The organism is Acidovorax sp. sif0632, assembly GCF_019218805.1.
GTDB lineage: Bacteria > Pseudomonadota > Gammaproteobacteria > Burkholderiales > Burkholderiaceae_C > Acidovorax > Acidovorax facilis.
In genome coordinates, this window is sequence record NZ_JAHUWW010000010.1 from 16,800 (window position 1) to 31,220 (window position 14,421).

General features: G+C 64.3%; 13 protein-coding genes. 4 read left to right on the forward strand and 9 right to left on the reverse strand.

Features of this window, described 5'->3' with window-relative positions; all coding sequences use genetic code 11:
• Positions 1-36: 36 nt before the first annotated feature.
• The 7 genes from ndk to surE all read right to left on the reverse strand — a co-directional run bounded on the left by ndk (position 37) and on the right by surE (position 6,578).
• The gene (gene ndk, locus KW832_RS24375) at positions 37-462 is read right to left on the reverse strand and encodes a nucleoside-diphosphate kinase (protein WP_008905954.1); all 426 of its coding nucleotides are present in this window, start codon (positions 460-462) and stop codon (positions 37-39) included.
• A gap of 90 nt (positions 463-552) precedes the next feature.
• Positions 553-2,142: a pseudouridine synthase gene (locus tag KW832_RS24380; RefSeq protein ID WP_218301796.1), complete on the reverse strand. Its 1,590-nt coding sequence runs from the start codon at positions 2,140-2,142 to the stop codon at positions 553-555.
• The gene (scpB, locus tag KW832_RS24385; protein WP_055398663.1) at positions 2,142-2,897 is read right to left on the reverse strand and encodes an SMC-Scp complex subunit ScpB; all 756 of its coding nucleotides are present in this window, start codon (positions 2,895-2,897) and stop codon (positions 2,142-2,144) included. Before scpB ends, KW832_RS24380 begins: the two co-directional genes overlap by 1 nt.
• A 146-nt stretch (positions 2,898-3,043) precedes the next feature.
• Positions 3,044-4,081, reverse strand: a complete 1,038-nt coding sequence (locus KW832_RS24390; protein ID WP_370628783.1) for an RluA family pseudouridine synthase — start codon at positions 4,079-4,081, stop codon at positions 3,044-3,046.
• An 8-nt stretch (positions 4,082-4,089) separates the two neighbouring features.
• Positions 4,090-5,007: a peptidoglycan DD-metalloendopeptidase family protein gene (locus KW832_RS24395; RefSeq protein ID WP_121420604.1), complete on the reverse strand. Its 918-nt coding sequence runs from the start codon at positions 5,005-5,007 to the stop codon at positions 4,090-4,092.
• 12 nt (positions 5,008-5,019) lie between these two features.
• Positions 5,020-5,790 (reverse strand): protein-L-isoaspartate(D-aspartate) O-methyltransferase, encoded by a 771-nt coding sequence (locus KW832_RS24400; protein ID WP_121420605.1) that lies wholly within the window; start codon positions 5,788-5,790, stop codon positions 5,020-5,022.
• The gene (surE, locus tag KW832_RS24405; RefSeq protein ID WP_055398666.1) at positions 5,790-6,578 is read right to left on the reverse strand and encodes a 5'/3'-nucleotidase SurE; all 789 of its coding nucleotides are present in this window, start codon (positions 6,576-6,578) and stop codon (positions 5,790-5,792) included. The genes KW832_RS24400 and surE overlap by 1 nt, the downstream gene beginning before the upstream one ends.
• Before the next feature lie 139 nt (positions 6,579-6,717).
• On the opposite strand from surE, the gene KW832_RS24410 reads away from it, so the two are divergent.
• From KW832_RS24410 to KW832_RS24425, 4 genes are all read left to right on the forward strand, one after another.
• Positions 6,718-7,692, forward strand: a complete 975-nt coding sequence (locus KW832_RS24410) for an NADPH:quinone oxidoreductase family protein (RefSeq protein ID WP_008905961.1) — start codon at positions 6,718-6,720, stop codon at positions 7,690-7,692.
• A 106-nt stretch (positions 7,693-7,798) separates the two neighbouring features.
• Positions 7,799-9,343: a GGDEF domain-containing protein gene (locus KW832_RS24415; protein ID WP_121420607.1), complete on the forward strand. Its 1,545-nt coding sequence runs from the start codon at positions 7,799-7,801 to the stop codon at positions 9,341-9,343.
• 173 nt (positions 9,344-9,516) lie between these two features.
• A complete protein-coding gene (locus KW832_RS24420) occupies positions 9,517-11,091 on the forward strand; it encodes an alkaline phosphatase (protein WP_218301797.1) in 1,575 nt (524 codons plus the stop codon).
• 181 nt (positions 11,092-11,272) lie between these two features.
• A complete protein-coding gene (locus KW832_RS24425) occupies positions 11,273-13,108 on the forward strand; it encodes a gamma-glutamyltransferase family protein (RefSeq protein ID WP_218301798.1) in 1,836 nt (611 codons plus the stop codon).
• A 131-nt stretch (positions 13,109-13,239) separates the two neighbouring features.
• Here KW832_RS24425 and KW832_RS24430 read toward each other — a convergent pair whose 3' ends face one another.
• Together KW832_RS24430 and KW832_RS24435 are read right to left on the reverse strand one after the other, a co-directional pair.
• Positions 13,240-13,554, reverse strand: coding sequence for a hypothetical protein (locus KW832_RS24430; RefSeq protein WP_218301799.1), 315 nt, complete (start codon positions 13,552-13,554; stop codon positions 13,240-13,242).
• Between the two features lie 144 nt (positions 13,555-13,698).
• Positions 13,699-14,286 carry a hypothetical protein gene (locus KW832_RS24435; RefSeq protein ID WP_218301800.1) on the reverse strand — a complete coding sequence of 196 codons (588 nt, stop codon included), beginning with the start codon at positions 14,284-14,286 and terminating at the stop codon, positions 13,699-13,701.
• Positions 14,287-14,421 lie beyond the last annotated feature (135 nt).

Genomic DNA, 14,421 nt, shown 5'->3' on the forward strand with positions numbered 1-14,421 from the left:
CCCACGTGTGCGGGAACAGGCATGGGGACACCCATATCAGCGCGAGTAAATGTTCAGGCCAGGGAAGAAGAAAGCCACTTCTGCCTGGGCGGTTTCCGCAGCGTCGGAGCCATGCACTGCATTGGCATCGATGCTGTCAGCGAAGTCGGCGCGGATAGTGCCGGCTTCTGCCTTCTTGGGGTCCGTGGCGCCCATGAGTTCGCGGTTTTTCAGAATCGCGTTTTCACCTTCCAGGGCCTGGATCATCACAGGACCGGAGATCATGAAATCCACCAGATCCTTGAAGAAAGGACGCTCTTTGTGCACAGCGTAGAACTGCTCGGCCTCCAGGCGCGACAGGTGAGCCATACGTGCAGCCACGACCTTGAGACCAGCCGCTTCGAAGCGTGCATAGATCTGACCGATGACGTTCTTTGCCACTGCGTCGGGCTTGATGATGGAGAGAGTGCGTTCGATTGCCATATTGATTTCCTGAATTGATGTTGCTGTGATTCGTTTGTCCACCGGACAAAGCCCTCGATTCTAACCGGGGAGCCCGGGGCAGCACAGCGCCTAGCGCCCGCCCCCGCCCCGACGTGGACCTCCGCCACCAGGGCGGCGTTTGTCCTGGCGATGCCGCGAGAGACTGTCCATGCCGATATAGCCCACCGATGTTTTCATCGGATCGGGCTGCGCCGCGCCGCGCGGGCGGTCTCCACCACCTGCATTGTTGCCACGGTCGAACCCTTGCCCCCCATCACGGCGGGGTTTCTGCCCTCGGGGACCACCGGGCGCACCCTGCGACATGTCGCGACGCGGCCCGTCGCCCACGCGGGGACCATTGCGCCCCCGGTTGCGCTTGTTGCCACCCCGTCCGCCGCCAGCGCCCGACCCGTCATCCGAACGAGCTTCCGCTGCTTCCGGGCGCCCGGCGCCCGCCGCCTGCACCAGAGCCCGGATGTCGCCCTCATCCAGTTCCAGCCAGGCACCGCGCTTGAGACCCCGTGGCAGCACCATGGCACCGTAACGGATGCGGATCAACCGACTGACCGCATGGCCCACAGATTCGAGCATGCGGCGCACCTCGCGATTGCGCCCTTCGGAAATGGTGACCCGGTACCAGCAATTGGAACCTTCGCCTCCACCATCTTCGATGGAACCAAACGACGCCATGCCATCGTCCAGGCGCACGCCATCGAGCAGCTTCTGCTTTTCCTCATTGCTGAGGGCGCCGAGCACACGCACAGCGTATTCACGCTCCAGCCCAAAACGAGGATGCATGAGCTTGTTGGCCAGCTCTCCCGAGCTGGTGAACAGCAGCAGGCCTTCGGTATTCAGATCCAGGCGCCCTACCGACTGCCACTTGCCCTGCATGAGCCGGGGCAGCTTGCGAAAGACGGTGGGCCGGTTCTGGGGATCGTCATGGGTCACCACCTCCCCCACAGGCTTGTGGTAAGCAATCACCCGCGCTGGCGGCGGGTCTATGCGGTAGCGGATGGGTTTGCCATTGACCTTGACCTGATCGCCGAACTGGATGCGCTGGCCGATGTGGGCTGGCTCGTTGTTGACGGAGATGCGCCCTTCCAGAATGAGTTGCTCCATCTCCAGGCGCGAGCCAAGTCCCGCCTGCGCCAGCACCTTGTGAAGCTTGGGGGTTTCCACCTGGGGCAGAAGCACCCGCTTAGCGGGAACCATCTCTGCGGAGGCATCATCCTCATCGAAGCGCCCCGACACCACATCTTCAAACTGGTATCCCTGAACCGCAGGAGCACCTGCCTTGCGCTTGTCGCGCCCTGCGCCGTCGAGGCGCGGCTGCCGAGCCCGCCCGTCCCCACGATTCTGGCGCTCGCCATGGCGAGGTTCGGGGGTGGCGTCAGACGCCTCCGCCTCTACCTGTGGAATTGCAGGCTCATGCGCAACCACAGGAGCGACAGGTACATCCTGCTGGCTCAACCCATGCGGCGACTCCCCGGCCAGGGCAGGTGCCTCAGCAGCATCCAAAACGCGCACGTCCACAGCATCCTGCACTTCCACGGCTTGCGCTGGCTCGACTTTTTTCTTGCGCGGGGCACGTTTGACAGCGGCTTTTTTGGGCGCTGCGGCTGTCGCTGAAGGATCAGCATCCGGCAGATCGGCCGGGATTTCGGGGGTCGAATCGTTCATCAAGTATTTCCCTGGATACCACCCGGGGTATCGGCATCGTCATCACGGAGATCCGTCTCCGCACTCTGAAAAAAATCATCCACACGCAGCAACTGCCCACTGGCGGCAACAGCCTCCAAAGACTCTGATGGCTGACTATCCATCGCCACAGCCAGCAGTTCAGCCTCGGCCTCAGGCGTTGATTCCGGCTCTATCACTCCTTGCGCTGCAGCGGCCATTGCTTCCAGCACATTCGCATTGCCTGAGGGGTCGTCAAGCACCGGCAATTGGTCCAACGACTGCAATCCCATGTCATCCAAGAACTGCCGGGTGGTTGCAAACAGCGCGGGGCGCCCCACCGTTTCCCGGTGACCAATGACCTCGACCCAGCCGCGGTCTTCCAACTGCTTGACGATCAGGCTATTGACCGTTACCCCCCGGATGTCCTCGATGTCGCCGCGCGTAACCGGCTGGCGATACGCAATGATCGCGAGTGTCTCCATGGTGGCCCTCGAATAGCGCGGAGGCTTTTCGGGGTGCAACCTGTCGAGGTATTCACGCATTTCGGGACGGCTCTGAAAACGCCAGCCCGTGGCCACCTGCACCAGCTCTACACCCCGCTGCGTCCATTCAAGCTGCAACTCCTGCAACAGCAACTTGAGCGTGTCCGACCCCAGAGCGTCATTGAAAAGCACCCGCAGCTCGCGCAAGGGCACAGGCTGCTGCGCGCAGATCAGCGCAGTTTCGAGGACCCGTTTGGCATCCACCGTGTTCATGGTTCAGCGATTCCTGGAAAAGTGCCACGCGTTGCAACGGGTGGCACATCAACAGCAGGGGCAATCAATGGCGCGCTGTGCAAGGGCGCTGGCGCGACGCAGAAGCCCGGCGGGATTCCGTCTTCGGGCTGGGGCCAGTCTGGCCGTCAGGGCGCATTGTAGCCCAGCCCCCACAGGGAGAGGGCTTGGCGCATGTCTTCGGGCACAGGAGCATGGAATTCCAGCGCCTGGCCCGTGACGGGATGCACAAAGGCCAGGCGGTAGGCATGAAGGGCCTGCCGCTGCATCGCCCCGAGCGGAGCTCCCCCATAGAGGCTGTCCCCCACCAGTGGGTGCTTCAGAGATGCCATGTGCACCCGGATCTGGTGGGTGCGCCCCGTGTGCAGGGTGCATTGCACCCAGCAACCGTCGTCCGTACCAGCCAGGCAGCGGATATCGGTCCGTGCCAACTTGCCAGCATGGAGTGCCAAGTCCACCACCGCCATGCGCAGGCGGTTGCGTGGATCCCGGCCGATGGGAGCATCCACCGTTCGTGACTTGGGCCCCGACCAGGCGCCGTGGGCCATGGCCAAATACTGGCGCTGTACCTTGCGCTCCGCAATCAGTGCCACCAACGCGTCCATGGTGGCACGATCACGGGCAACCACCATCAAGCCACTCGTATCCTTGTCGAGCCGGTGCACGATGCCAGCGCGTGGCACGGTCAACGCCTTGTCGTCGCGGGCGAGCAAGCCGTTGAGCAGGGTGCCACTCCAGTTCCCCGGCGCGGGATGGACCACCAGACCAGCGGGCTTGTTCACCACCAGCAGATGCGCATCCTCATGGACGACCTCGATGTGCATGGGCTCGGGCCGAAACGCCTGGCTCTGCAGCGTGGGCCGCATTTCCAGCACCACCTGATCGCCCACCTTCACCCGGGTCGCCGACTTCCTGACCGGTTTGCCATTGAGGCTGACCAACCCCTGCACCAGCAATTGCTGCAGATAGCTGCGGGAGAACTCGGGCACCAGATCGGCCAGCGCCTTGTCCAGCCGGGCCGCGTGCTGCCCGGCGCCTATCTGCGTGGAGCGAAGCTCGCTCCCGGATTCGTCCGCCAGTCCTTCAGACTCCTCGCTCAGCAAGTCATCTGCGGCTCCGGCCGGTTCATCCGCACTGCCAGATGCGCCCACAGGCGGTTGAGCCACAGCCGGGCTCAACGGGGAGGCAGGTAACGCGATGGATCCACCGGCTTGCCCTGGCGGCGGATTTCAAAGTGCAGCTTGACGCGATCGGCGTCGGTGCTGCCCATCTCGGCGATTTTTTGCCCCTTGCGCACGGCCTGATCTTCCTTGACGAGCAAGGTCTGGTTATGGGCATATGCCGTCAAAAACGTGTTGTTATGCTTGAGGATGACAAGGTTGCCGTATCCGCGCAGCCCAGCGCCCGCATACACCACGCGGCCATCGGCGGCGGCCAGGACCGGGTCACCGGCCTTGCCAGCAATGTCGTAGCCCTTGTTGCGTGCCTCGTCAAAACCGGCAATCAACGAGCCAGGCGCAGGCCAGATGAACGCCATGTCATCCTCGGCCGCGGCAGCGGGTGCGGCAGGCGTGGCGGGGGCAACGGCCACCACAGGGCCAGAAGCCGCCGATGTTGCAGGTTTCGCGGCACTGGCCGCAGGGGCTGGCGTGCTCGCAGGTGCTGCAGGCGTGATGGAGGAAGACGTGACAGGACGGGTGACCACGCCGCTGTCCGACGCGACCGCCTGCGAAGCAGCAACCGGTGGCGCCACGCGCAGAACCTGGCCCACTTCGATCAGATTTGCGTTGTCAAGGTTGTTCCAGCGCGCAATGTCTTTCCAGCTCTGGCCGGACTCCAGCCCGATTCGGATCAGGGTATCTCCAGGCTTGACTGTGTAATAGCCAGGTTTGCCCGCATTTTCAGCACCCGGCAGTGGCTTGATGGGGGTGCCAACCACCACACCTGGCTGTGCAGAGGATGAAGGAGCGGAGGAGGAGGATGTGCCTCGGTCTTCCACTGGAGCCTTGTTCAGCCGGGTGCCGCAGCCACTGAGCGCCAAACCCGCCAGTGCCACAGTAAACCCAACCACAAGACCACGCGATACGAACATAAGCAATTCCCTTCAGGCAATCCCCGATTTTAGAGGGACAAAATGCACAGGCTCCAGCACGCTTTGTTTCAATCCGTGTGGGGTTTTGTCGATCACAAGCAACATCTGCTGCCCCCCCGCAAGCGCCATGGGCGCAACCAGCCTGCCGCCCACGGCCAATTGGTCGCACCAGGCCTGGGGCACAGCGTCACCACCGGCTGCGGCAATGATGGCCGCGTAAGGCGCACCCTTGGCATAGCCCAGCATGCCGTCACCGAACAGCAGGTGCACATTGGCCAGCCGAAATGGGCGCAGGTTGTTGCGCGCCTTGTCGTGCAGGCCACGCAGGCGCTCCAGGGTGTAGACCTCGCGCGCCAGGTGGCTCAGCACGGCGGCCTGGTAGCCGCAGCCCGTACCGATTTCCAGCACACGCCCCAGCCCATCGGTGCGTGCGCCTTCGGCGCCCAGGAGCAATTCGCACATGCGGGCGACGACATTGGGCTTTGAGATGGTCTGCCCCAGACCAATGGGCAGACTGGTGTCCTCATACGCCTGGTTGACCAGGGCGCTGTCCACAAAACGGTGGCGTTCCACGGTGCCCATGGCCTGCAGCACCGCAGCCGATGTGATGCCCCCTGCCGCCAGCTTTTGCACCATGCGCGCGCGCACCGCCGCAGAATCCAGCCCAACGCCCACAGGGGGTGCCGCCACTGGATTGCGCGCAGCGGGAGCCACCGGCGTGGGCCGGACTGCCGCAGGACCCGATCCGGGCAGCCGGGCCGGGAATCCAGGGCGGCGCTGCATCAGAGCTCCGGGGCGCCAGCCGCCCCTGCCGCAAGCCGGGACGCCGTTTGCGCCCAGTAGCCAAGGTTGTCATGGTCGGTCAGGTCCACCTTCAGTGGCGTGATGGACACATGGCCCTGCGCCGTGGCATGGAAATCCGTGCCCTCCGCATCGTCCTTGGCGGCTCCCGCGCCACCAATCCAATACATCGCCTCACCCCGGGGGCTTTCCTGCACGATCACGCGCTCGGCCGCGTGGCGGCGTCCCAGGCGGCACAGCTTGATGGGCTGCAGCGCCGCAAGCGGCATGTTGGGAATGTTCACATTCAGCAGCCAGGGTGTATCGGTCACCAGGTTCTGGGCGCGCATCTGTTCCACAATCTCCCGCGCCTTGGCCGCTGCAGCCTCGATCTCGCCCCAGCCCTTGTCCACCTGCGAGAAGGCAATGGCCGGAATGCCAAACAGATAACCCTCCATCGCGGCGCCCACGGTGCCTGAATAAATGGTGTCGTCGCCCATGTTGGCGCCATTGTTGATGCCCGACACCACCAGATCGGGCCGGTAGCCCAGCAGCCCCGTCAGGGCGATGTGCACACAGTCGGCCGGCGTTCCGTTCACATAGCGGAAGCCGTTGTGGGCCTTGTGCACATACAGTGGCGAATGCAGGGTCAACGCATTGGACTTGGCGCTGTTGTTGTGCTCGGGCGCGACGACTTCAACCTCCACCCCATCGAGGGTTTTCAGGGCATCGTGCAGCGCCACGATGCCCGGAGCCTGGTAGCCGTCGTCGTTGGAGATCAGAATTTTCATGGGTTGCGGTAGAGCTTGCAACGGATTGTAGGTGGGGCACCCGTCCACACCCAACGGCCCGCCCTCCGTCGCTCGTGGGACATCGTGCGCCCGGGTGCCCCGCCTATCATGCAGACCACATTGACAGGAGACTTTTCCCATGCACGCTTGGCTTTGCACCAACCCCACCGGCGTTGACGCCCTGGCCTGGACCGAACTGCCCACGCCCACGCCCAAGGCGGGCGAGGTGCTGATCGAAATCAAGGCGGCCAGCCTGAACTTCCCCGATCTGCTGATCGTGCAGAACAAGTACCAGATGAAACCGCCCCTGCCTTTCGTCCCCGGCTCGGAGTACGCAGGCGTGGTGGCAGCCGTGGGCGAAGGCGTCACCCACCTCAAGGTCGGCCAGAACGTGGCCTGCCTGTCGGGCACCGGCGGTTTCGGCACCCACACCATCGCCCCGGCAGCCCTGTGCATGCCGCTGCCGGATGGCTTTTCGCACGTGGACGCTGCGGCGTTCATCATGATCTACGCCACCTCGCACCATGCCCTCGTAGACCGCGCACAGCTCAAGGCGGGCGAGACCGTGCTGGTGCTGGGCGCCGCCGGGGGCGTGGGCACGGCCGCCATCCAGATCGCCAAGGCCATGGGCGCGCGCGTGATTGCAGCGGCCTCCAGCGATGAAAAATGCGCGCTGTGCACTTCCATCGGGGCCGACGCCACCATCAACTACAGCAAGGACAACCTGCGCGACGCCATCAAGGCGCTGACCGACGGCAAGGGCCCCGACGTGATTTATGACCCTGTGGGTGGCGATTTTGCCGAGCCCGCGTTCCGCTCCATTGCCTGGCGCGGCCGCTACCTGGTGGTGGGTTTTGCCTCCGGCCCCATCCCGGCCCTGCCCTTCAACCTGGCGCTGCTCAAGGGCGCCTCCATCGTGGGCGTGTTCTGGGGCGACTTCGCCAAGCGCGAGCCCAAGGCCAACGCCGCCATGATGGGCGAGCTGGCGCAGTGGTACGCCCAGGGCAAGATCAAGCCCGTGATCGACCGCACCATGCCCATGGCCGAGCTGCCCGCCGCCTACGCGCACATGGGTTCACGGGGGGTGATGGGCAAGCTCGTGATGGTGAACTGACGCCTGCGCCTGCCAGGCCACAAGGCTTGGCAGAGCCAGCCCCTCAGAAAGCGGCCGCTGTGTCACACTCGCACCTCCTGCTCTCCTCTGACACTGGTGTCCGCACATGGCCGACCGACCACCTTCCGAAATTGCGCGCGAGACGCTCAAGCAGCTAGCCACCCGCCGCCTGCCCCCAACGCCCGACAACTACCTGGCGCTGTACGACGAGATCGCAGGAACCCGCAGCCCCCAGCCGTTCCCGGACGGCCAACTGCACCACATCCTGCGGGTGTTGCCAGGGCAGACACCGGCCCAGAAGCGGCTCTTGGGGCAATTTGAGCGCGCCGTCAACAACAAAGACTGGACTTCGCTACAAAGTGTGCTGGTGGGTTACGCCAACCTGGGGCTGAGCCCGGCGGCGGCTGCAGCCCCGGTAGAGACCGCTGCAAGCACCACCGCCCCCGGCAACCCCGGCGTCCTGCCGGACGAGTTTGCGCAGATGCTCGCCCGCCTGATCGACAACACGCTGCCCGCGCTGGGCGAAGACGATGCCCGCGTGATCGAGATGGCGCAAAAGCTCATCGCCTTTCTGAAAGAGCCCGCGCCGCCCATCTCCACCGTCCAGCTCATGCTGGGCAACTTCACCTACCGGCTGTCGTTTGCCACCGAAGACCAGGCCGCCATCCGCTCCAGCCTGCTGGAGCTGCTGCACATGGTGTTCGAGAACATCGCCGTGCTCAGCGTGGAAGACCGCTGGCTGCACGGCCAGGCCGAGGCGCTGATGGCAGCATCCACGCCGCCGCTCACTTTGCGCCGCCTGGACGATGTGCAGCGCCGGCTCAAGGACGTGATCTTCAAGCAGACCGAGGCCAAGGCGCGCACCGTGGAAGCGCAGGAGCAGATGAAGGACATGCTGGCCACCTTCATCGAACGGCTGGCCAAGATCACGGCGTCCAGCACCACCTACCAGGGCACCATGGCACGCTGCGCCGACCTGATCGGCAAGGCCAACACCCTTGAGGAAATCGCCCCCGTGCTGCAAGAGGTGATGACCGCCACCCGCTCGATGGCGCTGGACAGCCGTGTGGCCCACGACGAGCTCCACGACCTGCGCGAGCGCACCGAAGCCAAGCGCGCTGAAGTCGCCAAGCTGCAGGAAGAGCTGGACCGCGCCAGCGCCCAGGCCCGGCACGACCCGCTCACCGGCTCGCTCAACCGCAAGGGCCTGGACGAAGCCATGGAGCGCGAAATCGCCCGCGCGCGCCGCCTGGGCTCGCCGCTGTGCCTGGCGCTGCTGGACGTGGACAATTTCAAGACCATCAACGACCGCCTGGGCCACTCGGGCGGGGACGCGGCCCTGGTGCACCTGGCCCAAGTCACACGCGAAGTCATGCGGCCACAGGACCTGCTGGCGCGTTATGGCGGCGAAGAGTTCGTGCTGGTGCTGCCCGACACTTCGGTAGAAAGCGGCGTGGCCGCGATGACGCGGCTGCAGCGCGAGCTGACCACACGCTTCTTCCTGCAGGGCAGCGAGAAGGTGCTCATCACGTTCAGCGCTGGTGTGGCCCAGCTGCACGACAGCGAAGGCAGCCCCGACGCCATCCGCCGCGCCGACCAGGCGATGTACCTGGCCAAGCGATCAGGCAAGAACCGGGTCATGGCGGCATAGGGTGAAGCACCCCCTGAGTCGCCGTCGGCGCCTTCCCCCTCTCCTTCGGGAGGGGGACGCCACCAGCGCACGCAAGCGAAGCGCCGCATCCGCAGCTTGGCGGCCCTTGCGCGGTGGCCGCTGGCCTGGGCCGCGCCGGTTCTAAGCGCAGCGCACCTATCCAGCGCCCCGCAATGAATCCAGAGCAGAGACGCGCATTTTTGCGGAAGGCCATCCTGGCCGCCGCTGCCACCCAACTGCCCCGCTGGGCATGGAGCAACGCACCAGCACTACAGAGCAACCCCTTCGCGCTGGGCGTGGCCAGTGGAGACCCTGCGCCTGACGGCGTGGTGCTGTGGACACGGCTGGCGCTAGCAGACCCGGCGCTGATGCAAGCGGCCCACACCGTGCGGTGGGAGGTGGCGCACGATGTGCGTTTTGCACAGATCGTGCAAAAAGGCGAAGCCACCGCCCTGCCTGCGCTCGGCCACAGCGTGCATGTGGAGCTGCAGGGCCTGGCACCAGGCCGCTGGTACCACTACCGCTTCATGCTGGGCGATGCCATCAGCACCACCGGCCGCACGCGCACGGCCCCGGCCCCCGGTGACCTGCCCGCCACGCTGCGCATCGGCTTTGCCTCCTGCCAGCGCTGGGAACACGGGCACTACGCCGCCTGGCACCATCTGGTGGCCGACCAGCCCGACCTGGTGCTGTTTCTGGGCGACTACATCTACGAATACACGACGCCGAAAAACACCACCGACCTGACGCGCACCCACAACCTGCGCCACGCCACCACGCTGGCGGACTTTCGGGACCGCTACGCACTGCACAAAAGCGACCCCGCCCTGCAAGCCGCCCACGCTGCCTGCCCCTGGGCCGTGACCTGGGACGACCACGAGGTGCAGAACGACTACGCCAGTGGTACCGGTAAGGGCGGCGATGGCAGCTTTCTGACGCTGCGAGGCGCCGCATGGCAAGCCTTTTACGAAAACATGCCGCTGCGCGCCGCCAGCCTGAACGGCCTCGCCTCCGGCACCCGCTGGGATGCCCTGCAGGTCTACCGCCGCCTTCGCTGGGGGCGCCTGGCCCACATCCACCTGCTGGACAGCCGCCAGTACCGCACTTGGCAGGCCTGCCGCACGCCCCAGTCCACCAGCGCGGGCGCTGTGCGCGCGGCAGACTGCGCCGACCTGGCCAGCCCCGCCCGCACGCTGCTGGGCGCAACGCAAGAGCAGTGGCTGGACACCGGCCTGGCCGCCGACGCACACACCAAAGACGCCACCCACTGGAGCGTGCTGGCACAGCAAACCCTGTTTTCGCCGCGCCACTACCCCTCGGGCGTCACCGCCACCGACAGCTGGGACGGCTACCCCGCCGCCCGCGCGCGCCTGCTGCAGGCTGTGGCCCAGCACGCCCCGCGCAACACCGTGCTGCTGGGCGGCGACATCCACCAGAACTATGTGTGCAGAGTGCACGCCAATCCCGATCGCCCGGAGTCGCCCGTGGTGGCCAGCGAGTTCTGCGGCACGTCCATCAGCTCGCGCTCGGGCACCACACAAGATAAGGTGGACGCCATCGCCCGGCACAACCCGCATGTGCTGCTGGCCCGCTGCGACCAGCGCGGCTATGGGCTGGCAGACATCACGCCCACACGCTGGACCAGCACCCTGCGCGCGCTGGACGACCCGCTGCGCGCGGACAGTGCCGCCACCACGCTCGCCCGCTTTGTGGTGGAAGACGGGCGGCCCGGGCCCAAGCCAGCATGACGGCTGCTTGAATGCTATTATATTTATAGCTATTAGCGCTTTATGGATAAGCGCTAGAGGCTAAAAACACCCAAATTTTCGGAGCCTGTAGCGCGATGTAACGCCCCGGCGTCGCTCCGGCCGGTCCGCGTACCATGGCCACTTCTTCGCCCCTTCGCTTCTCGCCACCCAGGAGTTGTCCATGCCCAAAACCACCACGCACCCCCTGCCCTCCCCCCGCGCCATCACCTTCAGCCTGAGCCTGCTGGCCTCGGCCGTGCTGCTGGCAGGCTGCGCAAGCGCCCCGGCACAGTTCGCCTACACCGTGCCCGCCCAGCCCGAAGGCTCGTCGGGCTACACCGAAAAGCCCGGCTGGGCCACCGAGAAATTTGCCGTGGCCGCCGCCAACCCGCTGGCCACGGATGCGGGCTACCAGATCCTCAAGGCCGGGGGTTCTGCCATCGACGCAGCCATTGCCGTGCAGATGGTGCTGACCCTGGTGGAGCCGCAATCGAGCGGCATCGGCGGCGGCGCCTTCCTGCTGCACAGCACCGGCAAAACCGTGGAGGCCTACGACGGCCGCGAGACTGCCCCCGCCGCTGCGGACGAAAAACTCTTTCTCGGCGCCGACGGCAAACCCGTGCAGTTCTACGACGGCGTGGTGGGCGGCCGCTCGGTCGGCGTGCCCGGCACCGTGCGCATGCTGGAGATGGCGCACAAGCAGCACGGCAAGCTGCCCTGGGCCACGCTGTTCCAACCCGCCATCACCCTGGCCGAAGGCGGCTTCAAAATCAGCGCACGGCTCAACACCCTGGTCAAGGCCGACCCGCACCTCAAGAAGGACCCGGTGGCTGCCTCCTATTTCTACAAGGCCGACGGCGACGCACGCGATGTGGGTGTGAACCTGCGCAACCCCGAGCTCGCCGCCGTGCTGCACAAGATTGCTACCGAAGGCAGCAAGGCCATGCACGAAGGCGAAATCGCCCAGGCCATTGTGGACAAGGTGCAAAAACACCCCACCAACCCCGGCAAACTCAGCATGGCCGACCTGGCCGGCTACGAGCCCAAAAAGCGCGAAGCGCTCTGCCACGACTACCAGGTGCAGGCCAAAGACTTCCGCATCTGCGGCTTCCCGCCGCCCAGCTCGGGTGCCATTGCCATCGGGCAGATCCTGGGCATCCTGAAAAACACCGACGCTGCCGCCAAGCCCCTGCAAGACGGCATCCCATCCGCCGACTGGCTGCACCTGTACACCGAGGCCGCCCGCCTGGCCTTTGCCGACCGTGCGCTGTACGTGGCCGACCCTGACTTTGTGCAGCCCCCCGGCGGCAGCTGGACCAGCCTGATCGCCCCCGCCTACCTGGCCGAACGCGCCAAGCTCATCGGCACGCAAAGCATGAAGGTCGCCCAGCCCGGCAACCCGGCCGCCGTGAAGACAAGCTACGCCCCCATGCCCGACCAGCCCGAATACGGCACCAGCCACATCAGCATCGTCGACGCCTTCGGCAACGCCGTGGCCATGACCACCACCATCGAAGACCAGTTCGGCGCGCGGCAGATGGTCAAAGGCTTCTTGCTGAACAACGAACTCACCGACTTCAGCTTTGCCCCCACCGACGCCCAGGGCCAGCCCATTGCCAACCGCGTGCAGCCCGGCAAACGCCCCCGCTCGTCCATGGCCCCCACCCTCGTGTTCGACAAGGCCACCGGCGAGCTGCTGATGAGCGGCGGCAGCCCCGGCGGCGCGGCCATCGTCCACTACACCGCCAAGACGCTCTACGGCGTGCTCAACTGGGGCCTGATGCCCCAACAAGCCATCAACCTGCCCAACTTCGGCTCCATGAACGGACCGACGCTGCTGGAAGAAAAGCGCTTCCCCCCCGCCACGGTGGATACCTTGCGCGCCCGCGGCGCCGAGGTGCGTGAGATGAATATGACGAGCGGGTTGCAGGCCATCACGCGCGGGCAGGCGCATGGGAAGAAGCTGTGGATGGGCGGGGCCGACCCACGGCGTGAAGGGGTAGTGATGGGGGATTGAGATGGAGGTGTTGATGCCTCGGCATCAACGCCTCCATCTGCAGCCGGACTTGAAACCCTTCACGCTGCGAGCCCCACAAGCTTGTCGAAGCGACGCGCAAGGCTTCGACAAGCTGTGCCGGAACAGGCCGTTCAGGACTGAAGGCCTGACTTGATCTTGCGAACCGCTGCAACGTCGCCAAGGAATACTTGCAGTGCATCCTTGTCTTCACGCGAAAGGTCCGCGCTGTCGAGAAGATGGAGTTGGTGGATCACAACTTCCAGTGCCTCTGCGAGCCTGCCGATTTGCTTGCCGTAACTACCAACCTTCTCCAGCGCAGCTTGCTCTACCTTGGCGTTTGAAGTTGCCCCCAGATTGACCTGAAAGAGATTGAACGACCAGTTGGGAAGGATGGGCTGGGAGAGCGCTGTAGGGGCCAGCTGAAGCGGCATGTAGAAGTTTGACAATTTGCACTCCCAGTGAAGTTCATGAGTTCGGACGGCAATACTGGCGTTCCTCGGCGGTGGGTGGGCCTTGTTCTGCTTAACGAACAAGCTAAGCGGATGGCCGTAGGCCAGTCCGCTTGGGCGCTAAGTTAGGCCGCAACATTCTCACTGCGCTGCCTTCGGACGAGATTTGCGGCCGATCCATAAGCCAAAAAACAGCACTGCGAACACCAATGCAAATATGTGCCCTATGGGATAAATGGCGTAATTCAGCCATGGATTTGTAGGCAGCCAAGCCGCTGCTGCGATGAAGGGAGATGCAAAAACCAACACACCACTGATAACGGATGTGGTGGCTGGCTGGGTTGATGCGTAGGAATTCGGTATGAATGCAATGCAAATACCAAAAATAATCCAAGCAGCAGCAGCAGCCAGAGATTTTTTTGCCCATGGCTCAATTTCATACTCTGCTGTTTCGACCTCTGTGGTTTCTTTAAGTTGAATTTCAATTCTGCTTTGCAAGGCCTTGAGTGTTGAGTTTCCTCGAATAGCTTCGTTGTTAGCCAGAGACGAAATTTTCTCCAATAAAAAAATCTGCTTCTCGATGCGTGCTAGCTTGAATTTTTGGGTGTACTGCTCATAGCCCCAAATAGAAGACGCAGCAATTGCAAGAAGTACAGCCAAGAGAACAAGACGTCTCCAAGTGAATTGATCAACTAGCTTGTCGAAGAAATTGACGATTGGTTCAAGCATGCTTCAAAAAGCCTGACGAATGAATGGGACTTCCCCATCCCGAGTGAACCGCGCAGTTGCGGGATAAGGCATCCAGGTGCCACGATGGGACGTTCGATCTCTCATCAACTCACTCGTTTTTTGGAAGGGGACGTC

Excerpts from the sequence above, each read along its gene's own strand:
- ndk (WP_008905954.1), bottom strand. The coding sequence starts at position 462 with ATGGCAATCGAACGCACTCTCTCCATCATCAAGCCCGACGCAGTGGCA.
- KW832_RS24380 (WP_218301796.1), bottom strand. The coding sequence starts at position 2,142 with ATGAACGATTCGACCCCCGAAATCCCGGCCGATCTGCCGGATGCTGAT.
- scpB (WP_055398663.1), bottom strand. The coding sequence starts at position 2,897 with ATGAACACGGTGGATGCCAAACGGGTCCTCGAAACTGCGCTGATCTGC.
- KW832_RS24395 (WP_121420604.1), bottom strand. The coding sequence starts at position 5,007 with ATGTTCGTATCGCGTGGTCTTGTGGTTGGGTTTACTGTGGCACTGGCG.
- KW832_RS24400 (WP_121420605.1), bottom strand. The coding sequence starts at position 5,790 with ATGCAGCGCCGCCCTGGATTCCCGGCCCGGCTGCCCGGATCGGGTCCT.
- surE (WP_055398666.1), bottom strand. The coding sequence starts at position 6,578 with ATGAAAATTCTGATCTCCAACGACGACGGCTACCAGGCTCCGGGCATC.
- KW832_RS24410 (WP_008905961.1), top strand. The coding sequence starts at position 6,718 with ATGCACGCTTGGCTTTGCACCAACCCCACCGGCGTTGACGCCCTGGCC.
- KW832_RS24415 (WP_121420607.1), top strand. The coding sequence starts at position 7,799 with ATGGCCGACCGACCACCTTCCGAAATTGCGCGCGAGACGCTCAAGCAG.
- KW832_RS24420 (WP_218301797.1), top strand. The coding sequence starts at position 9,517 with ATGAATCCAGAGCAGAGACGCGCATTTTTGCGGAAGGCCATCCTGGCC.
- KW832_RS24425 (WP_218301798.1), top strand. The coding sequence starts at position 11,273 with ATGCCCAAAACCACCACGCACCCCCTGCCCTCCCCCCGCGCCATCACC.
- KW832_RS24435 (WP_218301800.1), bottom strand. The coding sequence starts at position 14,286 with ATGCTTGAACCAATCGTCAATTTCTTCGACAAGCTAGTTGATCAATTC.